The organism is Variovorax sp. OV700 (assembly GCF_900099805.1).
GTDB lineage: Bacteria > Pseudomonadota > Gammaproteobacteria > Burkholderiales > Burkholderiaceae_C > Variovorax.
Genome location: NZ_FNDR01000010.1, coordinates 124,002 through 142,802, shown reverse-complemented (window position 1 = coordinate 142,802; position 18,801 = coordinate 124,002). Strand labels below are relative to the sequence as shown.

Genomic DNA, 18,801 nt, shown 5'->3' with positions numbered 1-18,801 from the left:
AAGCTGGGTTTATTGAAATGCGGCCGGCCGTCTATCTCTCGGCGTGGCCGGCTGGCTGCCGATGCGGACATCCGCTGCATCGCGCGAGCGCGGGCGCTGCCCGAGCCACGCGATCCATCCAAGACGCGGCGCGTTGCCCTTGGTTTGCCCGAGGCGCGTGGGCGGCACCTGGGCGCCTTGCAGCGCAAGCTGCGCGTCCCACTCGAGCTCGTCGCCGAGCAGCTGCTGCATCCAGCGCTGCAGCACGGGCTGCGCATCGCCGGTGGGAAGAAACATGCGGTACTGGTCGATCGAGAGCGGACCCACATGCAGCCGCACACGATGCTGCCGGTCCCATGCGCGCGTGCCGAGCATGGCGCCCATGCCCATGGAGCGCGACGCCTCGCCCTGGCCGAGGCGCGTCATTTCTCCGGCGGGCAGCGCCATCCAGTGCCCCACCCATCGCTCCAGCTTCACCGGCACGCCGAAGTAGCTGCACAGAACCGACTCGACACTCTCCGCGTTGTGCACGCGACGCGCCAGCCAGCCCGAGAAATGCAGCCGCGCATCGTCATGGATCTCGTCGCGTCCCGTGCGCCCGGGCATGCCCATGCCCACGAGCGCACCCACCTGCAGCCGAAAGCGGTCTTCGCCCGGACGGTCGAGCGCCACCGCCGGCCGCGACTGGGCCCAGGCACGGTAGAAATGCAGCGAGAAGCGATGCAGGAAGCTGTCGAGAAAAGCCAGCCACGTCGGATCACCATGATTCAGGCTGCGCTCGCGGATGAAGTCGCTCAGGTGGACCGGCAGCGGGCCATTGGGGCCCACGTAGCTGAAGAAATGCTGCCGCAGGCGCGGCGGTGAATTAGCTGTCGCAGGCTCGAAGCGGCTGAAGCTGGCCGGCGCGAACGACAGCGAGGGCTCCTGCCCCACGCGCACCGGCTCGGCGCTCGGCAGCAATGCGCGACCCCAGCGCGGCGTGGTGCCGGCCACCGATTCGAGCCGCCGCATCACCGCGAAGTAGTCGAAGGACCACGGCTCCGCCGACCAGGCGCGCAGCGCGCTGTCGACGCGGCCGGCTACAGAATCTGGCGTGTCCCGCACAGCGGCCTCCATCGCATGTTCTCGCCTTTGCCCGCCACGCGCAGCACGGTCTCGACGAAGTGGTTGACTTCCACATGGCGCGCGAGATAGCGCGACAGCACCGCGCCGAACAGGAAGACGCTGTGGCCGTGAAAGGCATCCTTGTCGACCTCGACCGTCACTTCGAGCCCGCGCCCGAACGCGATCGGTCCCTTGAGCGGCAGTCGGCGCGCAACCGGCTTGCTCTTCACCGACAAGAGGCCGCGCACCTGGCCCTGGCGCATCTCGTCGGCATGCACGGCGTAGAGCATCAGCGTTTCGCGCAGCGCGGCGGCGCCCTGCTCCGGCGTGCTGTCGGAGATGGATAGGTAGTTGAGCGCCAGGTGATCGAGCACGCGCCATCCGAGACCCTGGCTCACCACCGGCGACACCGGGCGCGACGGCCCGCGCACCATGCGCACGCGCTGCGCCGGAAACGAATCGATGCAGTCGAAGTCGTTCTCGCGGCCGAGCGGCATCAGGAGCGGCAGGTCGCGGTTGGTGCACAGCGCGGACACAGCCAGCTGCCTCAGCGCGGCCGAATAAGGCGCTTGCTGCGGATCGACGATCTGCATGTAGACCTCGGAGCCGATGTGGCTGCTGCGATGGCCTTCGGTGCGCTGCCGCACCGAGAGCATGCGCGGCTCGCGCGTGGTCGTGAAGTAGGCCGGGTGGCTGTGCCGCGTGCCGTGAAAGGCCGAATAGAAAGGCCGGAAGAGCTGCTCCGCCGCGGCGGCATCGGCACCGGGCGCGCCGTGGCCGACCACCTCGGTCACCGTGTGCACCTCGAAGTCTTGCGGCCGCGTGCGGTCAGGCACCAGGTGGAACTGGCTCACGCCTTCGGTCAGCGGCACGCGGTCGAGCCGCTTGTTGAACAGGTTGACGATGGGCACGCAGTGCAGCTGCACGTTGTCCGCGCCCACCAGCTTTTCGAGCGCCGCATCGCCGCGCGAGAACAGCAGCACCAGCTCGACGTCGGACACCGCCATGGTGGACAGCAACGCCTGCAGGCCCGAGATGCGAATGAACTGGAAGCGCTGCGGAAACGCGAAGTACTCCTGCAGCAGCCGGAAGCCCGAGAAGCCGGTGGCGGTGACAGGCAGCAGCGCCTCGTCGTCCTCGAAGCCCACGGCGCCGATGGCGCTCGCCGGCAGGCTCTGCGCCGCGCCCTGCAGCGCGCCGGTGGGCGACAACGGCCGCACCATCACGCCGATGGGCTGCCCCAGCGCACATTCGTGCAACTGCCACGCCACGTCTTCGGCGCCGCCCAGGTGCAGCACCAGGTCGTCAATGGCTATCTGGTTGAACTTGAGGCCTGCGGTAGCGTGCAAGCCGATGCGCAGTCCGCCGCGAATCGCACGTGACTGCGGATGCGTGCTGAGCGGCAGGTCCGGCGCATAGGTGAAGTACTGCGCGCGCTGCACCTCGATCGGCCAGAGCCGCAGCGCGCCCGCGGTGCGGAACTCGCAATGCGTGTTCTGCCCCACCGCCTGCCGTGCGCGCAGCCCGCTGCCGCGCGGCAGCGTGGGCCCGGTGGCCAGGTTGGCGTCATCGGGGTCATGCGCGAAAGACGCCACAGCCATGGCCGGCGTGGGCGCCAGGAAGTTGGGATAGACGATGTCGAGCAGGTGGCCCGTGAAGCGCGGGTATTCGGCATCGAGCTTGAGATTGACGCGTGCCGAAAGAAAGGCCGTGGCCTCGATCAGCCGCTCCACATACGGATCGGCGACCTCCTGGCCCTCGATGCCCAGGCGGTGCGCGATCTTGGGAAACGCGCGCGCGAACTCCGAGGAGCTCTCGCGAAAGTAGCGCAGCTCCTGCTCGTAGAGGTTCAGCAACCGGGGGTCCACGGCATCACTCCAGGAAAAGCCGCGGGCTCATGACCGCTGTGCCATGTCCACGATCTCGATGCGTCCTTCTTCGAGGTCGACGCGGCTTCGCATCAGGAATTCGAGCGGCACGGGCTGCGCCCACAGCATGCCGCGGATCTGCAGGCCAATGCTGTTGTGGGAGTCCAATGCTGAGCCTTCCATGACGAGTTCGACTTCGAGGGTGCGGGGCAGGATTCGTGGCTCGAACTGCAGGATTGCGTTCTTCAAAGCCTGTTCCATGCTGACACGCTGCACCGACGAGGTGAACTGGCCAGACAGCATAGGCAATCCGTAATTGATGACCGAGCGCGCAGCATTCGGGTACTGCCTGTCGTCCATTGCAAGGCCGTAGCCGGTGGCATTGAACAGCCAGCTCAGGTCGCGCAGCACGGCCTGGCGCAGCGCCTGCTTGGTCAGCGTGCGCTTGTCGTCGCTCTCGCGCTTTTCGTCGGGCGCATGGTCCACCAACCGGTCGAGCAGCGAGGGCTGAAGGCGCTCCTGGGCGGTGAGGTCAACCACGTTGGCCGCCTTGTTCCGACGCGCCCTCCTCCTCCACCTGCACCGCTGGGTTGAAGAGAATCTCGCGCACGTCCATCAGCGCGTATTCGCCTGCATCGCTGCCGAGCACGCGCTGGCCCAAGCCTGCCCACACCTCCGACCGCAGCTCGCGCCACTCGGTCTTGCGTGCGAGGAGCAGCTCGCCGTCCTGGCTCTTTTCGGTGCCTTCGTAGCGGGTGGGAATGAGCGCCAGCGTCTCGCCGCCGTTTTCGAGCAGCAGGTGCGCGGGCATCCAGACGCAGTCACGCAGGTCTTCGGGCGCTTCGATCTTGATGTGCGCGAGGCGCGCGTAGGGAATCCAGTAATACTTGCCGTTGACGAAGGCTTCGAGCACGGGACCCAGGCGCATGTCGGCGTCGGCCAGCCATTCGAAGGGCACGCCGTCGACGGTGCCGCCGATGGCGGGCGCGGCATCGAAGGCGCGCTGGCGCAGGTCTTCGGCCAGCTCGAGTTCGCCGCGGCCCTGCCGCAACAGCGATTCGATGAGAAGGGCCAGCCATTCGTCCGGCTGGCCGAAGATCATGGGCGTGCGCGTGCCCGCGAACACTTCGGCACGCAGGCCCTCGCATCGCACGGCCTCGCCGTAGACCTGCTTCATGGGCACGGCAAGCGCGTCGAGCTCTGCCGCCACGGTGAGCTGGTTGAGCGCACGCTCCCACTGGCCCAGCACGCAGAGCAATTGCGCCATGAAGACGCGCTGCTTGCTGTCGGAAGGCTTGGCGCGAACCTCGTCGCTCAATGCCTTGAGGGCAGCGACGGGGTCGGCGGACTTGATGAGTTCGGCAGAGGTGCTCATGGTGTTCTCCGTTTCGGCCGGCTCAGTTGCCGCTGAAGGTGCAGGTGCGCACCGCGCCGCGCGCACCGGTCTTCTGCTGCGGCGCCGAGCGGATTTCCAGCTTGGTGTAGTGGAAGAAGATGATGTCGCACGGCCGCTTGGGCGTGCCGCCCGTGACGATGGCGTGGCAGTCGACCCGTGCGCCTTCGAGCACGAACTCCAGGTGCGATTGCAGCTCCTTGGAGCTGTCGCCGCCAGCCTTGAAGACCGACACCGTCACCTTGAGGTCGCTTTCCTGGTTCTTCAGCAGGCTGGCGATGGAGGCCGTGGCGGCATCGCAGTCGCGGATGACGATGAACGAATAGCTGCGCAGCTTGCCCTTGGTCGAACCCGGCGGAATGACCACGTCGGACTTGTACGAGTAGCCGCCGATTTCCATGCGCTGCTTGCCGTCTTCATAGGTGCGCGCCGACTCGCCTTCGATCGGCGAGCCCTTGCTCTCGATCATCATCGAGAAGTCGTTGCCCGATTCGCCCGACAGGTAGTCGAGCAGGCGCAGGGCCTCGTCGGGGTCCAGTCTTCCATCGTAGGTCCAGCTCATGTCGATCTCCTGAGAACAAAAACAGTTACTTGGCGGGCGGCGCATCGCCCGCCCAATGCACCATGGCGGCAAAGGTCTGCCGGGCCTTCTCCTGGGACAGCTGGCCGCGCACCCGCACCTCGGGCGCGCCCACATCCACTGGCCCTGCCCCGAAGAGGCGCGGGCTGCTGTAGGGGCTGGCGGTGGACGCCAGCACCAGCAAGCGGCTGCCAGCTGCTTCGAACCAGGGCAGCTCGAAGCGCTTGGCGGCGGGCGCACCCTGCGTGCCGCGTTCGAAGCGGTTGGTCTCGCCCGGGTCGTCGGGGTAGACGGCGCGCAGGCTGCCTTGTGCGTCCACGCCCACCACCACCATGTCGATCGAATGGCCACTGGCATTGCGCACGCTGAGCGCCGCACGCTCGCCGCCGCGAAGCGGCAGCAGCGATGCGCCGGCCCGCTGCACCGGCTCGCTGCGCACCAGGCGATCGCCGCTCCAGATTTCGAGAACGGCTTCGAGCCCGTCGACCTGTGCACTGCTGCCATTGCCGAGTGCCGAGAGCTGGGTCCACCACTTCAGGCGGGCCAGCGCCTCGAGCCGGCGGCGCAGTGCCGCCGCGTCGGGCAATACCTGGGTCGTCGCCTCCGAGCCGCTCCTGAGTGCGGGCGAAAGCACTTCGATGCGATGGCCTGCCGCGCCGAGGTCGGTCCAGCGCACGTCGGCCGGGGCCTCGCCGGCCGCTGGGGCAGTGCCGACCGAAACGACCGAAGCCGGATAGTCCAGGTTCATGCGCGGCGGCAACAAGCCCTTGTCGCTGCGCACCCGCAGTGCGAGCGAGGGCGGCGGCGCCAGCGGCGCGGCGCTCCACGAAGCGGCTCCCGAGAGAGCGCGCAGCGCTGCAGGCACAGCCACGCGGGCGGAATCGATCTCGGCCTGGAGCAGCCGTGCCTGCGCGCTGCGAACGGTGCCGTCTTCCATCGTGGCCGCAAGCCGCACTTCCTGCTGCGGCTGCAGTCCGTCGATGAGGCCGGCTTGCAGCGTGAGGGTGTCGCCGCTGCGCTGCGCGCGCCACACCGGCCGCGTCGAGGCGGCCACGGCGCTGTTGGCGAACAGCTGCGCATCGAGATTGCCTTCGGCCACCGGCGAAGGCAGTTCGCGCGTGGGGAAGCGCTGCGCGAGCTCGTCGATGACCGGCGGATAGAAGGAGAGCACGCCGTCGAAAAGCTCGCGCCAGGTGGCGGGCCTGCGCTCGAGCGCCCCGACCACGGCCCAGGTGAGCAGACCCTGCGGCTGCGCACCGCGGCTCCTGCGCGGCAGGCGAAGCTCGGGCGTGATCTGGTGGCTCTCCGATGCGAAGAACGCCACATAGCGTGCCCGCGCCACCCTCTCCGAAGCAGGCGGCGCGGATGGCGCGGACGCCTCGCCCGCCGCCGTGGGTGCGGCGCCGCGCAGCTGCGCGGCGCGCAGGCCGCGCCAGCGCACTTCGTCGTCGGCCGGGCCTTCGGCCGTGGCGATTGCCCCGCCGGCATTGGCGCTGCGTGTCATCGAGGTGGCGGCGCAGGTGTCGAACACCGACCACACGAACACGTTGCGCGCGAGAAAGGCCTGCACCCAGGCGTCGAAGTCCACGTCGCGCACACCGCCGGCCAGCGCGGTGTCCACGCCCACCGCGCCGCGCACGTCGCGCGCCAGGAAGTTCTCGGCCAGGCCGTCGGGCTCCTGGTAGCGCTTGGTGCCGTCGCGCCAGCGTGCGCCATGGCCGGAGAAATACAGCAGCACGAAGTCGCCGCTTTTCGATTGCGCGAGCAAGCGGCCGAGCGCCTCGTGGATGGCGCGGGATTCGGGCAGCGCCGCGCCGCTGACGCCATCGGCCAGCACCGTGATGTCGGGCGCCGTGAAGCCTTGCTTCAGCAAGGCATCGCGCATCAGCATCACGTCGTTGCGAGGCGCTTGCAGCCAGAGCGACTGCGGTTGATTGACGAGCTCGGAAACGCCGACGAGCAAGGCGCGCTGGGCGGCGAAGACGTTGTTGCCGACGAGCAGCAGAGCCACGGACAACAGCAGCCGCAAGCAAAGCGATCGCATGGCTCCTTCCCCTCCCGGGGGAAGGCTGGGATGGGGGCAGGCAGAGCGCCCGATGGATACGCCGCTTGCCCCCACCCCTGCCCTCCCCCAGCGGGGGAGGGAGAAAGACAAGTGCGCCGTGAACGTCACGGGCGCTCCGTGGCCGGGCCGGCCGATTGCACCAGGGGCGAAGCCGCCAGCACCGCCTGGGCTTGCACCGGATCGGACACGCGCAGGCGCCACGCGCCCTGAATGCCGGGGGCGCCCACCACCTCGGCTGAGATCGACTGCAACAGCCGGCCGGCGTCGTCGATACGCACGCCGTCTTTCCAGCGCACGACCAGGTTCGCCGGCGCGGCCGCGGGCGCGGCCGGCACGGCGCGGAAGCGCACTTCCTCGTCTTCCGCAAGGCGTCCGCCGGGCAGGCCGACGTTCTGCACCACCACGACCAGCGCAAGCACCGCGAACGCGGGGCGCACCCAGCCTTCAGCGCCGAACCAGCGGCGGATGCTGCCCCACCAGCCGCCCTCGGGCCTGGGCTGCGGTGTTGCGCGCGGCGCAGTTGATGCCACCGATGCGCTGCTTGAACCCGGCTGCAATGCCGTGCCCAGCTGCGCCGCGGCATCGCGATAGATCGCCTGGTATTCGGCGCGCGGGTCCTCCTCGCCCAGCGGCGTGCCGCAGAGCACCGAGAAGACGCCGCCCACGGTGCGCAGTGCGATGCGCCCCGGTTCGGGCGCAATGGCGAGCGGCGCCTGCGCGGCCCATTCGTCGTGCACCGCGCGGATCGCGGCCAGCCGCGTGGCCGAGACCTCGCCGAGCACGCGTGCGCAAAGCTGCGGGCTGGGTTCGAGCGTGAGCACGTTCCAGGCCTGGATCAATCCGAAGGCGGGTTCGAAGGGCTCGTCGTCGGGTTCGAGCAGCACGTCGTACGCGCCGGCCCAGTCGGCCTCGCCCGCAGCCATCCAGCCCTGCCAGAGCTGGCCGTGGATGCAGCGGTCGAGCAGCACGCCGAGCAGGCGCCCTTCGACCACCACGCTGATGAGGCGGCCCGGCGCCCAGCGCGCATTGAAGGCGCGCTGGGCGACAGCCTCGCGGCGCCGGGCCAATTCGGACAAGGGGAGCACAAGGTCGAGCACCGCGCGCGGTGGCTCGGCTACGGCGCGGGCGGCGGTGCCCGGCATGGCCACGACAGCTTCGCGGCCGGAGGCGCCGGGTGCCGTGGGTACGGTGCCCTCGAACGCACTTCGGATCACGCTGAGGGGGGGCCAGAGGTCGGTGTGCATGGCGGTCTGTTCCTGAATGGCTATGTCTTCAGGCATAAGACGCTTCAGCACCGAGGATTTTGAAAACCTGCAGGATCGCCGCCATGTTCCCGGGCTCGATGGCAATGCCGAGCGTTTGCTGGATCCAGCCGCCCAGGCGGGTCCTGGCGTAATCGGCGGTCAGGCCCTCGCGCTTGTGCACGAGGCCCAGCCGGCCCGCACGGTAGTGATACGAAGCAATGGCATGGCGCGAGGCGATGCCCGACAGACCGCCATCGGCTTCCTTGCCGAAACCCTCGCACAGCAGGATGCGCTCGGGCTCGGGCAGCTCTGCGATGAAGGCACGCGCGGCCAGCTGCACCGCGCCCGCGCTCAGGCCGTGTTCGGCCAGGCAGCCATCGAGGTCTTCGTCCGCGCCCAGCGCGTCTTCGAGCTGTGCCTCGGTGACCTGGTCGCCGATCGAGAGCTTGCGGCGGAACGAGCTCGCGCGCGTGCAGTCGATCAGGTAGCGACGGAAGTAGGCGCACAAGGCAAAGGCGCTCGAAGGCGCGCTGTGGCCCGCGCGTTCTTCGGCCTCGTCAGGATCGGCATCGAGCCGCAACACCTTCACATAGATGAATTGCGCCACCAGTTCCTGCCGGCCTTCGCCCAGCACCTGGAGCTCGGGCGGATTGCAGGCCACGAGCGCATCGCCCACGATGCGGTACATGGTGCCCATGTCGTCCGGGGACAGCGTCTGCCGGCGCCGCCACATGCGGACAAGCGCAGTGCTTTCCGCGGACGAAAGGGTTTCTTGCATGGCGAAGCGAACAGGCGATCGGGAGCGATCGGACTAGTCGTCCACGCACACGCCCTCGGTCGGCACCAGGCATTGCGGCAGGCCGGCGCCCACCGGGCCGCCGCGCGTGCGGATGGCCGAGGACACCGCCGCCGAAGCCACGGCCAGGCCGCGCGGCAACAAGATCCAGAGCTGGCCGCGCTCCTTCATGCGGCGCGCATTGGTGGCGGCCTGCTGGCCGTTGCCGAAGAAATAGTCGGCCCGCACCGCGCCGCGAATCGCGCCGCCAGTGTCCTGCGCAATGGTCAGCCGCTGCATGGGCGCGCCGGTGCCGGGCGCACGCGTGGAGACGAACACCGGGTAGCCGAGCGGCGTGCTGCGCGGGTCCACCGCGATCGAACGGCCCGCCGAAAGCGGCACGCCGAACGCGCCCACCGGTCCGCCCGAAGGCGAAGGTGACTCCTTGAAGAACACATAGCTCGGGTCCTGGATGCCGGAGCCGATGACCGGGCCTGCCGCGCGCCGCCCGGGCACCACGACCGCACCGCTGGCAGTGGGCCGCGCCAGCGTGAAGCCGCGCGTACGGATGGTGCTGGTCGAGGTGCCGCCCACGTCGTCGTCCTCATCGCCGTCGTCGAGCTGCAACTCGATGGACGAGCCGCGCACCTTCACTGGCGTGCGCGGCTTGCCATTCGCGGCCTGCGCCAGCGTTGGGCGAAACGGCTGGCCGTTCTGCTCGGCATAGGCCACGCGAATGATGTCGCCATTGGCCAGCTTGATGCGGCCCGAACCCTGGATCTGCATTTCGTACAACGCGGTGGCGCTGCTCACGAAGGCCAGCACCTTGGCGTTGGGCGCGCCCTTGGTCTCGATCTCTTCGCGCGTGTAGTACGGCAGCAGCTGCTTGCCCTCGATGCGCAGGCGGACCTTGCGGTCGAGCGTGTCGCGCGTGAGTGCCGAGAGGTCGAGCGCATAGAGGCCCGGCGCGCCCATGTCGCGCGTGCTCAGGCCGGTCTGCACCACCACGTTGCGGCCTTCCACGCGCGCCGCCACGGTCCCGCTGCCGGCCGGCAGCTTGCGCACGTCGGCAAACAGCATGTCCTCGGGCTGGCCGTAGACGGGGTAAATGAATGGCGCCGCGTACTGCCGGCTGCCCGGGATCTCGGGCTCGAAGTAGCCGGTGACCACGCCATCCGGCTTGCGGTCGTCGTCGCGAATCTGGTAGGCCGAGAACTCCTGCTCGAAGAAGGCGCGAATGGCGGTGCTGTTCTTGCTGTCGACCCTGAGGGCGCGCGCACATACGTCTTTCCACTCGGCGCCGCGGCCGGTGAGCACCTTGCAGCTGCCGAGGAAAGCGGGCCAGCTTTCGGAGAAATCGTCGCGCGCCCAGCCGGGCACGGCATCGAAGCTGACCGAGGTGTAGGTGGCCAGCTGGGTCGAGAAGGTGCGCGCCTGGCCGGCCACGCTTGCGCCCGTGGAGGCCGGCCGCGACGCGCCGGCCGATGCCGCCGTGGTGTCGGGCGCCGCGGTGCCTGCGTTGGCATTGACGTTGGCATTGGCCGCCGGCGGCGTGTTCGCGCAGCCCGCGGCAAGCACCGCCGCGGCGGCGGCAACCCAGCGAAGGGCGGAAATGAAAATCGGCGACTGCGTGTACATGAAAGCCTCCTTGTCCGAAAGACGGCCCAGCGGGCCAACGCTCTACAGACGATTACTTCTCGACGATTTTGAAATTCGCGACGCCGTAGACGTCGTTGCATGGGGTGTTGGGCGCGCACGTGGGCTTGCCCAGCAAGGGCGTCGGCCCTGTGCCGCGGCTGGCTTCGAGCGCCGCCAGCACGGGCAGCGGAAACTGCGGAAACACGCCGTCGTTCTGCATGCCCGAGGCGCTGAAGTCGCGCTCGTGCTGGCTGACGAGCACCGCGAACTGGTTGGTGCCGGCCGGTCCGCCGGCATCCATCGGCCATGAGGCGCGCGGCAGCGACAGCGGGCTGTTCGCGGTGATCTTGTTGTACTTGTCGAGCAGGTTGGGGAACAGCAGGAACATCTCGCCGCCGCTCGACAGCAGGAACACGTAGACGAAACCCTCGCGCTTGCTTCGAACCTCGAAGGCGAGCTTGTCCTTGCCGATCGCCACCTCGGGCTTCTTCGGCGTGGCCGTGACGTCGAAGCCCGGAGCAGCGCCGGCCGCGAGCGACTGCAGCGATTCGAGCGGCGTGCGGGGGGTTGGCGGCGGTGGTGGTGGTGGCGGCGGCGGTGCCTGTGTCACGCGTGGCTCTGCTGGCGGCGGCGGTGTTGCAACCGCCACCTGCTTGCCGCCATCGCCCTCCCCGCCTGCGGTGCGGCCCTGGTACCACCACCAGCCACCACCCGCCGCGGCGGCAAGCACGGCCACCGAGGCGATGGCGGCCACGGCTTTGCCGTTCTTGCCGCCCGCACCCGAGCCCGCGCCCGGAGCGGGTGCGGGCGCAGGAGCCTTCCCACGGCCGATCGTCGTCGGCAGGTCGGCATTGCTGTTGTTGGTATTCCGCGCACCCGATCCGGGCGGCGTGGTCCGCTGCGTCGGTGCGATGCTGTGGCCCACCTCCAGATCGAGCGCGGCGCGGAACTCGGCCATCGACTGTGGCCGCGACTCGGGCCGTACGCCCAGACCCGCGTCGATGGCCTGCAGGAGCCGCAGGCTGTAGCGCTGGCGCAGGATCTCGTTGCCCGCCAGCGGCACATAGCTGTCGGACAACAGCCGCGCCACCGAAGGCGGCGGCGCGCGGCCGCAAACGGCCACGTGCATCACCGCCGCCAGTGCGTAGACGTCGGTCCATGCGCCCTGCGACATGTCGGGCATTTCGGCGTACTGCTCGATGGGCGCGTAGCCGGGCTTCAGGATGACGGTGATCGCCTGCGTCTTGTCGGTGATCACGCGGCGCGCGGCGCCGAAGTCGAGCACCACCGGCCGGCCGGAGCCTTCGAGCAGGATGATGTTGTCGGGCGCGATGTCGCGGTGGTAGCAGTTGGCGCTGTGCATCACCGCCAGCGCCTGCGTCACGCCGTCCATGATGCGGATCAGCCACGCCTCGTCCACGCCCGCCGGGATGGACACCAGCGCCTGGCGCAGCGTGTCGCCGCGGTAGAACGGCATCACCATGTACGTGGTGCCGCGCTCCTGCCAGAAACGGTAGACCTTCAGCAGCGAGGCATGGTCGAACTGCGCGAGCAGGCGGGCTTCGTTGATGAAGCTGCGCATGCCGAGGTCGAAGGTTTCCCTGTGTCGCTCAGACAGGGGGACCACTGTTCCGTCCTGCTGCCTCGTCGACAGCGAAGTCGGCAGGTATTCCTTGATGGCGACGACGCGCTCGAGGGTGTGGTCCCAGGCTTCGTAGACGACGCCGAAGCCGCCCTGGCCCACCACTCGGGTGATTTCGAATTCTGCGAGGCGGCTGCCTACGGGGAGGAGGCCGGCTTCGTTGGCTTCTGATGCTGGGCTAGTTACTGGTGCGTTGGAGAGGCTTGTCGGGTTGGCTGTGATGATGGTGGCTGAGGTGTCTTGTTCGTTGCCCGCGGGTTGCGGCTGTTGAGCTGGTCTTGACATGACCTGGGTGCGGTCGTCTTCGGGGGGCGTGTTTTCTTCGGTCATTGGCTGGCTCCCGTTTCAGCGCATACGGGTGCTTGCTTCCCGAGGCCGGGTGTCGCCCCGGCGGGCGACCTACTTTTCTTTGCTTCGCCAAAGAAACGTAGGCAAAAGAAAGGCGACCCCACTGTCTGCGACCCCTGCGCTGCGCTACGGGGCAACCTGCGGTGCTCGCGTTTCGCGGGGTCCGCAGAACTCGCTTCGCTCAAACAGCTGCGGCCCTGATCCGCGAAACCCTGCGCTCCTCGGCGCATACAGAGGGGCTTGGAAACCGAACGGGCCTTTGCTTCGCTCGGCCACCATGCCCCCGCGGCGCTACGCGCCGCGGGGGTTCGTATTGATTTGGCTGTTGGGTTTGGATTCGGCCGAGCGAAGCGATGGCCTGTCGGCTCCCACCCCTTCTGTATGCGCCGAGGAGCGCAGATGCAGGCGGGATCAGGGCCGCAGCTGTTTGAGCGAAGCGAGTTCTGCGGACCCCCGCCGGAATCGAGCACCGCAGGTTGCCCGCAGCGAAGCGGAGGGACGCAGACAGTAGGGTCGCCTTTTCTTTGCTTACTTTCTTTTGGCGAAGCAAAAGAAAGTGAGGCCGCCGCCGGGCGGATATCCCGGCCTCGGAATCTAAGAAAAAGCAAGGACCTCATTCCCCACCCCCAACAAACAAAGCCTCGAACTGCCCATCCACCGGCAACCCCGCAACAACCATTCGAACAGTCCCTTCAACGCCCGGATCGCCCATCCACAACGACCCCCCAGCCCCCGGCAAAGCCAGCGACTCCACCGCAGCAACATGCACATCACCGGGATCGGCAAACAACCGCTCGAGCACAGCATCGAACCGCATCGCATCGAGATCCGACTCAAGCCCTTCAAGCGCAGCCCGCATGCCAAGCGACCACCACCGCAACGCACCCTGCAGCGCATCCCCCCGCAGCACCTCTCCCGCAGAAGCATTCAGCTCGACAGCGATAGTGAACGGAAAGTACCGCCCTACCCCATCCACCGAAGGCATCAACACACCGATCCAAGCGCCCTCGCCAGCAACCTGAGGCCCCAAAGCAAAACACCAGATCGGCGCTTCGAGGTAATGCGAAGTCCAGTCGTCATGCCGGTCCTTCAACCGCGCCAACCCACGTTGCAGCCACTGGTCCCACACGGAACGAAACGAATCGGGCAAGCGCCGATGCGCAAAGTCCCCCATGCCCGGCAACTTGCCGAACCACCCCGGCAGCGCATCTAAAGAAGAAGTCACAACCCCTCCGGACAAGAGAACTCGCGCAGTTCCTTCAAGCGGATCGGATGTTGCACGCTGTTCGTCGTCACCTCGAAGCGCGTCTTGCGCGGGCCGACCTGAAAGGTGATGAAGAATTTTTCGGGCGCATCGCCGGCTTCAAGCTGGCCGTCGTCGAGCGCGCGGAACAGCGCCCACGGCCCATCGACCGCCGATCCCGAACTGCCCGTGGTCGACGGCGGGCTCACCTGGATGCGCACCTGGTTGCTGCCCTTCGGGCCGGGCCACTGCACGGCCATGGGCACCACGGGGCCGTGCGCGTATTTCACGAGCTGGCCGTCCACGTCCAGAATGAATTGCGTGATGCCCGCGTCCATCTCCACCGGCTTGAAGTCCAGCCGCATCGAAGGGCCTCGGCCGCCGCCGCGGAAGAAGATGTCCTTGATGCGCGCGGCACGCTCGAACTGCGCCAGCGCCTGCGTGGTGATGGCGCCGCGCTCGGCCACGGGCTTGTAGCGCCAAGGCTTGGTGCTGGTGTCGACCAGCGCGGCCAGCCGCTTCTGGAAGAAGTCGTCCATCAGGCCGCCGGCACCGAACATCTGGCCGAAGTCTTCGGGCAGCACGTCGCGCTTGCTGCTGCCCACGAAGGGGTAGCGGCCCGCGATGGCGCGGTTGCAGAACTCGGTCACGGGACGCAGGTCCTGGCTCAGGTTGCCGCGCTCGGCCACCTGGGCCTGCGCCGCGCCCGACTGGCTTAGGTTCTCGACCATCGTGCGCACCGGCTCAGGCAGGCGGCCGGCGTCGGACTTGAGCTTGCCGGCCACGTCGCCGGGCGGCGGCGAGGTGCGTCCCTTCACGGCCGTGTCGACGGCGTTGAGGTACACATACACCTCGTTGAAGAGCTTGAGCGCATCGTCGATGGGCGCGGGCTGGTTCGGCGCAACGGGCGTGACCAGGCGGCGCAGCGGCTCGAAGCGGTCGTCCACGATGCTCTCGATGCGCTTGCCGCTGGCCACGGCCTTGTTCGGGTCGCCGCCGAACAGGTCTTCCAGGCCCTTGCGGGTGTTGGCGACCGTGGCCGTGGCCTTGCTCACCACGTCCTTGGGCTGGTCGGCGGGAATGAGCGTGGTTTCCTTCACCACCGCGCGCAGGAAGTTTGCAAGCGGAGAACCCACGCCCGAGAGAATGCGCGCGGCCTCGATGTTCTTCTCGAGCCCGGTGGCGCGGATCAGCCGCACGTCGGCCAGCAGCGTCTCCCACACCTTGACGTACTCCGCCAGGTAGAGCCGCCGCACGCGGTCGGTCAGCGCGCCGAGGGCGGCTACGTCGCGCATGCGATCGGCGGCGCCGCGATCTTGCCCGAGCACCCATGGGTCTTCCTGCGCGAGCAGGCCGGTGAGCACCGTCACTTCGTTCTGGAAGCGCTTGTGGTAGCCGTCATAGGTGAACATGCCCGGCACGCCTTCGGTCAGCGGCTTGCCGCTGATGCGCTCGAACACCAGCGGCGCCGAGGGGCCCGCGGCGGTGGCGATGCTGAAGCCCGGAATGTCCTTGGTGGCGCGCTGGCGTTTCAGGCGGCTGAACACGCGCTGCTCCAGCGGATAGCTCGCGAGCACGGCGCGCACGCTGCGCACCAGGTTCTCGTCCATCTTGAGCGGCGAGCGCGGCGGCCCTTGGGCGATGAGCACGTCGAGCTGGTCTTCGAGCGCCTTGCGCTGGTCTTCGGGAATGCCGCGGTCCAGACTGCGCGCCCAGTCGAGCGTGATCCAGGCCTTGAGCGCCTCGGCATCGAAGTGCTCGGGCTGGTAGAGCATGAGATAGCTCTTGAGCGCCTCGTAGGTGTATTCGAGGTTGTCCTTCTGCGCGGTGCGCAGCTGGTCTTCGATGCGCTTGGCGATCTGCGGCAGAAAGGCGTCGTTGAGCGCGCGCTGGTGCGTGAGCATGGCGGCGGCGTCGAGCTTGTCGCCCTGGTAGAGGCCGAGCGTCATCGACAGCGGCTCGTCGCCCTGCCGGTTGTCGGGCGTCTTCCAGATGTCGCGCAGGCCCTGCAGCACCGGCGCCACCTCGACCAGGTTCTGTACCCGCGACGGCAGGGCGGCGAGGTTCTGGCGCGCGGGCTCGACACGCGCCTCGACCGACTTCAGGTAGTTGACGTTCTGCAGCGTGCTGTAGCCCCAACTCGCGAGCAGCGCGAGCGTGACCAGCGTCATGGCCGCCACGCCAGCCATGCGCAGGGCATGGCGCCGACGCTCGAGCTTCACGTTGGCACCGGCCAGGCGCTGCTCGGGAAACACCACCTCGCGCAGCAGCGCGGTGAGAAAGTAGCTGCGGCCGCTCGACTTCTGCGGCGCGAGCATGGCGCGCTCCAGGCCGAAGCTGCGCGCAAGGCTGCCCATCACGCGGTCGATCGGACTGCCCTCTTGCGTACCGCTGGTGAAGTACACGCCACGCACCCACGGCGGCTGCGCAAAGCGGGAGCCGGTGAACACCTGGTCGAGCAGGTCGGACAGCATCGAGCCGATGGAGCCGAACTGCGCCGGAAAGCCGAAGATCGCCGCGCGGCGCGTGCCATCGGTCTCGCGCTGCATGCGCGCAATGAGGCCGTCGTTGACGCGGTTGTGCAGCAGCGCGAACTCGCGGTTGAAGGCGGTGGATAGCCCCTTGTCGTCGGCTTGCACGTTCTCGTCGGCCGGTAGCGTGAAGCCGAACACCTGGGCGCGCTGCTCCTTGCCCAGATCGTCGAAGTAGTCGGTGAAGCCGTAGAGCAAGTCGCTCTTGGTGACGAGCACGTAGACCGGCAGCCGCGTGGTGAGCTTCGCATCGAGTTCGAGCAAGCGCGCGCGAATCGACGCGGCCAGCTGCGTGCGCTGCTCGGGGCCCTGGCTCAGCAGGTCGGCCACGCTCACGGTCAGGAACACACCGTTGAGCGGTCGGCGTGGGCGCGCCTTCTTGAGCAGGCCCAAAAAGCCTTCCCATGCGCTCTTGTCTTCCGACTGGTGGCTGTCCTGCGTGGTGTAGCGGCCGGCGGTGTCGATGAGCACGGCCTCGTCGGTGAACCACCAGTCGCAGTTGCGCGTGCCGCCCACGCCGCGGATCGCGCCGGGGCCGAACTTCTCCGCGAGCGGAAAAGAGAGGCCCGAGTTGACCAGCGCCGTGGTCTTGCCCGCGCCCGGGGCGCCGATGAACACGTACCACGGCAGGTCGTACAGGTAGCTGCCGCCGGAAATGGAGAGCCAGTCGCGCCAGCCCGGCTTCTTGCCGGCCGCATGCAGGCGCATCTGCTTGAGCGTGGCCACGGCTTCGCTGAAGCGCGTGTCCAGAATCTTCTGCTCGCCGTTGACCGGCGCGTCGGTCTTCGCGGCCGGCGCCTTCATGAGGCCGTCGGTCAGGTGCTGGCTCGCACGGCGCGCGCGCCACCGGCGATAGAGCGCGCGCAGCACCACGATGAGCACGATGGCGCCGATCAGCAGCGCGCGCACGAGCTCGCTTTCGAGCGGCGCCCACGCACCGATCTTCACCAGCGGGCCGATCCACCAGATCAGCAGTGCAACGATGACCAGCGCCAGGATGGTCAGCAGCACCGGACTGAACAGGAAGCCGAAGATTTTCTTGATCATTTCGTCACTCCCGCCGAAGCGGCCCTGTCCGGCTCGGACAGCAGCACGATGTCGACACGCCGGTTGCGCGCGCGGTTGGCCGGCGTGTCGTTGGCGGCCACAGGCTCCGCGTCGGCCTTGCCGTCGGAGCGCATGCGCGCCGGGTCGACCAGCGTGGTGAGCGCGCCCTTCACCGCGTCGGCACGCGCGGCCGACAGATGCCAGTTGGACGGATAGCGCAGCGAACGGATCGGCTGGTTGTCGGAGTGGCCGGTGATCAGCACCTCGCCTTTCACTTCGGCCAGTGCCTGGCCGATGCGGCGCAGCACCGGCAGCGATGCGGCCATCGGCTCGGCGCTGCCGGAGCCGAAGAAGGAATCGCCGCGCAGTCGCACCACGCTGCGGTCCGCCTCGTCGGTCACGGTGACGAGGCCCTGCTTGATCTCAGGCTCGAGAAAGCGCGCGAGCCGCGGCGTCTTGGCCGGTGCGGCGGGCGGCGCGATCTGGAGGTTGGGCACGCGCAGGCCCGACACGGCGGCATAGGTGGTGTCGGAGCGGTAGTTGAGCGTGAGCCTGAGGCCAAACCACGCCAGCGCAAGCAGCAGCGCGAAGCCGGCCGCGAACACCCACAGCGGCAGCGATTCGCGCAGCCGCACGGTTCCCGCGCCCTGCCCGCGCCAATGCGGCGAAAGATCCGCTTCGAGCGGCGGGCGGTCCTTGGCAATCAGGTCGGCCAGGCGCTGGCGCACCTGATCGAGCTGGGCGCGGCCGTTGTCGACCACGCGGTAGCGGCCTTCGAAACCGAGTGCGAGCACGCTGTAGATGAGTTCCAGCAGCTGGCGGTGCGTGGGCACGTCCTGCGCGAGCTTGGCGAGCAGCTGGAACACTTTTTCGCCGCCCCAGGTCTCGTTATGAAACTGCACCAGGAGGCTCTGCTTGTTCCAGCCGGCCTGCACGCCCCAGGGCGTGTTGGCCACGGCTTCGTCCAGTGCCGTACACAGCACGTAGCGCGCGGCCAGAACCGATTCGTTGCTCACACCGGCGCGGCGCGCGGCGGCGTCGAACTGGTTCACCGCGTCGGCGGTGGAGGCGCGCAGGGCCGGCACGTTGGGCGGCTGCACCAGGTTACGCAGCTTGCCGATCAGCACCAGCAGCTTGCCCGCGGCCGAGACCAGCGGGTTGAGCAGCCCGATCTCGCCGAGCTCGGCGGCGGGCGTCGGATCAACACCGCCGAAGAAAGGCGCAGGCGCGGCAGCGGGGGGCGGCGTGCCCGCCGGCGTGCGTGGCTTGGGCTTGATGACCGTGCGCTCCGACTCGAAGGCGGCGAAGGGGTCTGGTGTGGTCATGATGGTGTTCCGTTTCCGT

Annotated in this window: 13 protein-coding genes; all 13 read right to left on the bottom strand. The window is 68.4% G+C overall.

Features of this window, described 5'->3' with window-relative positions:
- Positions 1-9 precede the first annotated feature (9 nt).
- Positions 10-1,083: a type VI secretion system baseplate subunit TssG gene (gene tssG, locus BLR24_RS22215; protein WP_254787509.1), complete on the bottom strand. Its 1,074-nt coding sequence runs from the start codon at positions 1,081-1,083 to the stop codon at positions 10-12.
- Positions 1,059-2,951 carry a type VI secretion system baseplate subunit TssF gene (tssF, locus tag BLR24_RS22210; protein WP_093020880.1) on the bottom strand — a complete coding sequence of 631 codons (1,893 nt, stop codon included), beginning with the start codon at positions 2,949-2,951 and terminating at the stop codon, positions 1,059-1,061. Before tssF ends, tssG begins: the two co-directional genes overlap by 25 nt.
- A 27-nt stretch (positions 2,952-2,978) precedes the next feature.
- Positions 2,979-3,491: a type VI secretion system baseplate subunit TssE gene (tssE, locus tag BLR24_RS22205; RefSeq protein ID WP_093020878.1), complete on the bottom strand. Its 513-nt coding sequence runs from the start codon at positions 3,489-3,491 to the stop codon at positions 2,979-2,981.
- Entirely contained in the window at positions 3,484-4,326 is an 843-nt protein-coding gene (locus BLR24_RS22200) for a type VI secretion system accessory protein TagJ (RefSeq protein ID WP_093020876.1), read from the bottom strand. The genes tssE and BLR24_RS22200 overlap by 8 nt, the downstream gene beginning before the upstream one ends.
- A gap of 22 nt (positions 4,327-4,348) precedes the next feature.
- Positions 4,349-4,906, bottom strand: coding sequence for a type VI secretion system tube protein Hcp (locus BLR24_RS22195; RefSeq protein WP_093020874.1), 558 nt, complete (start codon positions 4,904-4,906; stop codon positions 4,349-4,351).
- Between the two features lie 25 nt (positions 4,907-4,931).
- A complete protein-coding gene (locus BLR24_RS22190; RefSeq protein ID WP_093020872.1) occupies positions 4,932-6,968 on the bottom strand; it encodes a caspase family protein in 2,037 nt (678 codons plus the stop codon).
- Positions 6,969-7,093: 125 nt separating this feature from the next.
- Complete coding sequence (locus BLR24_RS22185; protein WP_093021073.1) at positions 7,094-8,233, bottom strand: hypothetical protein; 1,140 nt, start codon at positions 8,231-8,233, stop codon at positions 7,094-7,096.
- 28 nt (positions 8,234-8,261) lie between these two features.
- A complete protein-coding gene (locus BLR24_RS22180; protein WP_093020870.1) occupies positions 8,262-9,011 on the bottom strand; it encodes a hypothetical protein in 750 nt (249 codons plus the stop codon).
- A gap of 33 nt (positions 9,012-9,044) precedes the next feature.
- The gene (locus tag BLR24_RS22175) at positions 9,045-10,646 is read right to left on the bottom strand and encodes a murein transglycosylase A (protein WP_093020868.1); all 1,602 of its coding nucleotides are present in this window, start codon (positions 10,644-10,646) and stop codon (positions 9,045-9,047) included.
- Positions 10,647-10,698: 52 nt separating this feature from the next.
- Positions 10,699-12,618 (bottom strand): serine/threonine-protein kinase, encoded by a 1,920-nt coding sequence (locus BLR24_RS22170; protein WP_093020866.1) that lies wholly within the window; start codon positions 12,616-12,618, stop codon positions 10,699-10,701.
- Between the two features lie 631 nt (positions 12,619-13,249).
- Positions 13,250-13,861, bottom strand: a complete 612-nt coding sequence (gene tagF / locus BLR24_RS22160; RefSeq protein WP_254787507.1) for a type VI secretion system-associated protein TagF — start codon at positions 13,859-13,861, stop codon at positions 13,250-13,252.
- Positions 13,858-17,457: a type VI secretion system membrane subunit TssM gene (tssM, locus tag BLR24_RS22155; protein ID WP_093020862.1), complete on the bottom strand. Its 3,600-nt coding sequence runs from the start codon at positions 17,455-17,457 to the stop codon at positions 13,858-13,860. Before tssM ends, tagF begins: the two co-directional genes overlap by 4 nt.
- Entirely contained in the window at positions 17,454-18,782 is a 1,329-nt protein-coding gene (locus BLR24_RS22150) for a DotU family type VI secretion system protein (protein ID WP_093020860.1), read from the bottom strand. The genes tssM and BLR24_RS22150 overlap by 4 nt, the downstream gene beginning before the upstream one ends.
- Positions 18,783-18,801 lie beyond the last annotated feature (19 nt).

Bases quoted from the DNA above. Each gene is read 5' to 3' on its own strand.
- BLR24_RS22200 (WP_093020876.1), bottom strand. From the start codon at position 4,326: ATGAGCACCTCTGCCGAACTCATCAAGTCCGCCGACCCCGTCGCTGCC.
- BLR24_RS22195 (WP_093020874.1), bottom strand. From the start codon at position 4,906: ATGAGCTGGACCTACGATGGAAGACTGGACCCCGACGAGGCCCTGCGC.
- BLR24_RS22190 (WP_093020872.1), bottom strand. From the start codon at position 6,968: ATGCGATCGCTTTGCTTGCGGCTGCTGTTGTCCGTGGCTCTGCTGCTC.
- BLR24_RS22185 (WP_093021073.1), bottom strand. From the start codon at position 8,233: ATGCACACCGACCTCTGGCCCCCCCTCAGCGTGATCCGAAGTGCGTTC.
- BLR24_RS22180 (WP_093020870.1), bottom strand. From the start codon at position 9,011: ATGCAAGAAACCCTTTCGTCCGCGGAAAGCACTGCGCTTGTCCGCATG.
- BLR24_RS22175 (WP_093020868.1), bottom strand. From the start codon at position 10,646: ATGTACACGCAGTCGCCGATTTTCATTTCCGCCCTTCGCTGGGTTGCC.
- BLR24_RS22170 (WP_093020866.1), bottom strand. From the start codon at position 12,618: ATGACCGAAGAAAACACGCCCCCCGAAGACGACCGCACCCAGGTCATG.
- tssM (WP_093020862.1), bottom strand. From the start codon at position 17,457: ATGATCAAGAAAATCTTCGGCTTCCTGTTCAGTCCGGTGCTGCTGACC.
- BLR24_RS22150 (WP_093020860.1), bottom strand. From the start codon at position 18,782: ATGACCACACCAGACCCCTTCGCCGCCTTCGAGTCGGAGCGCACGGTC.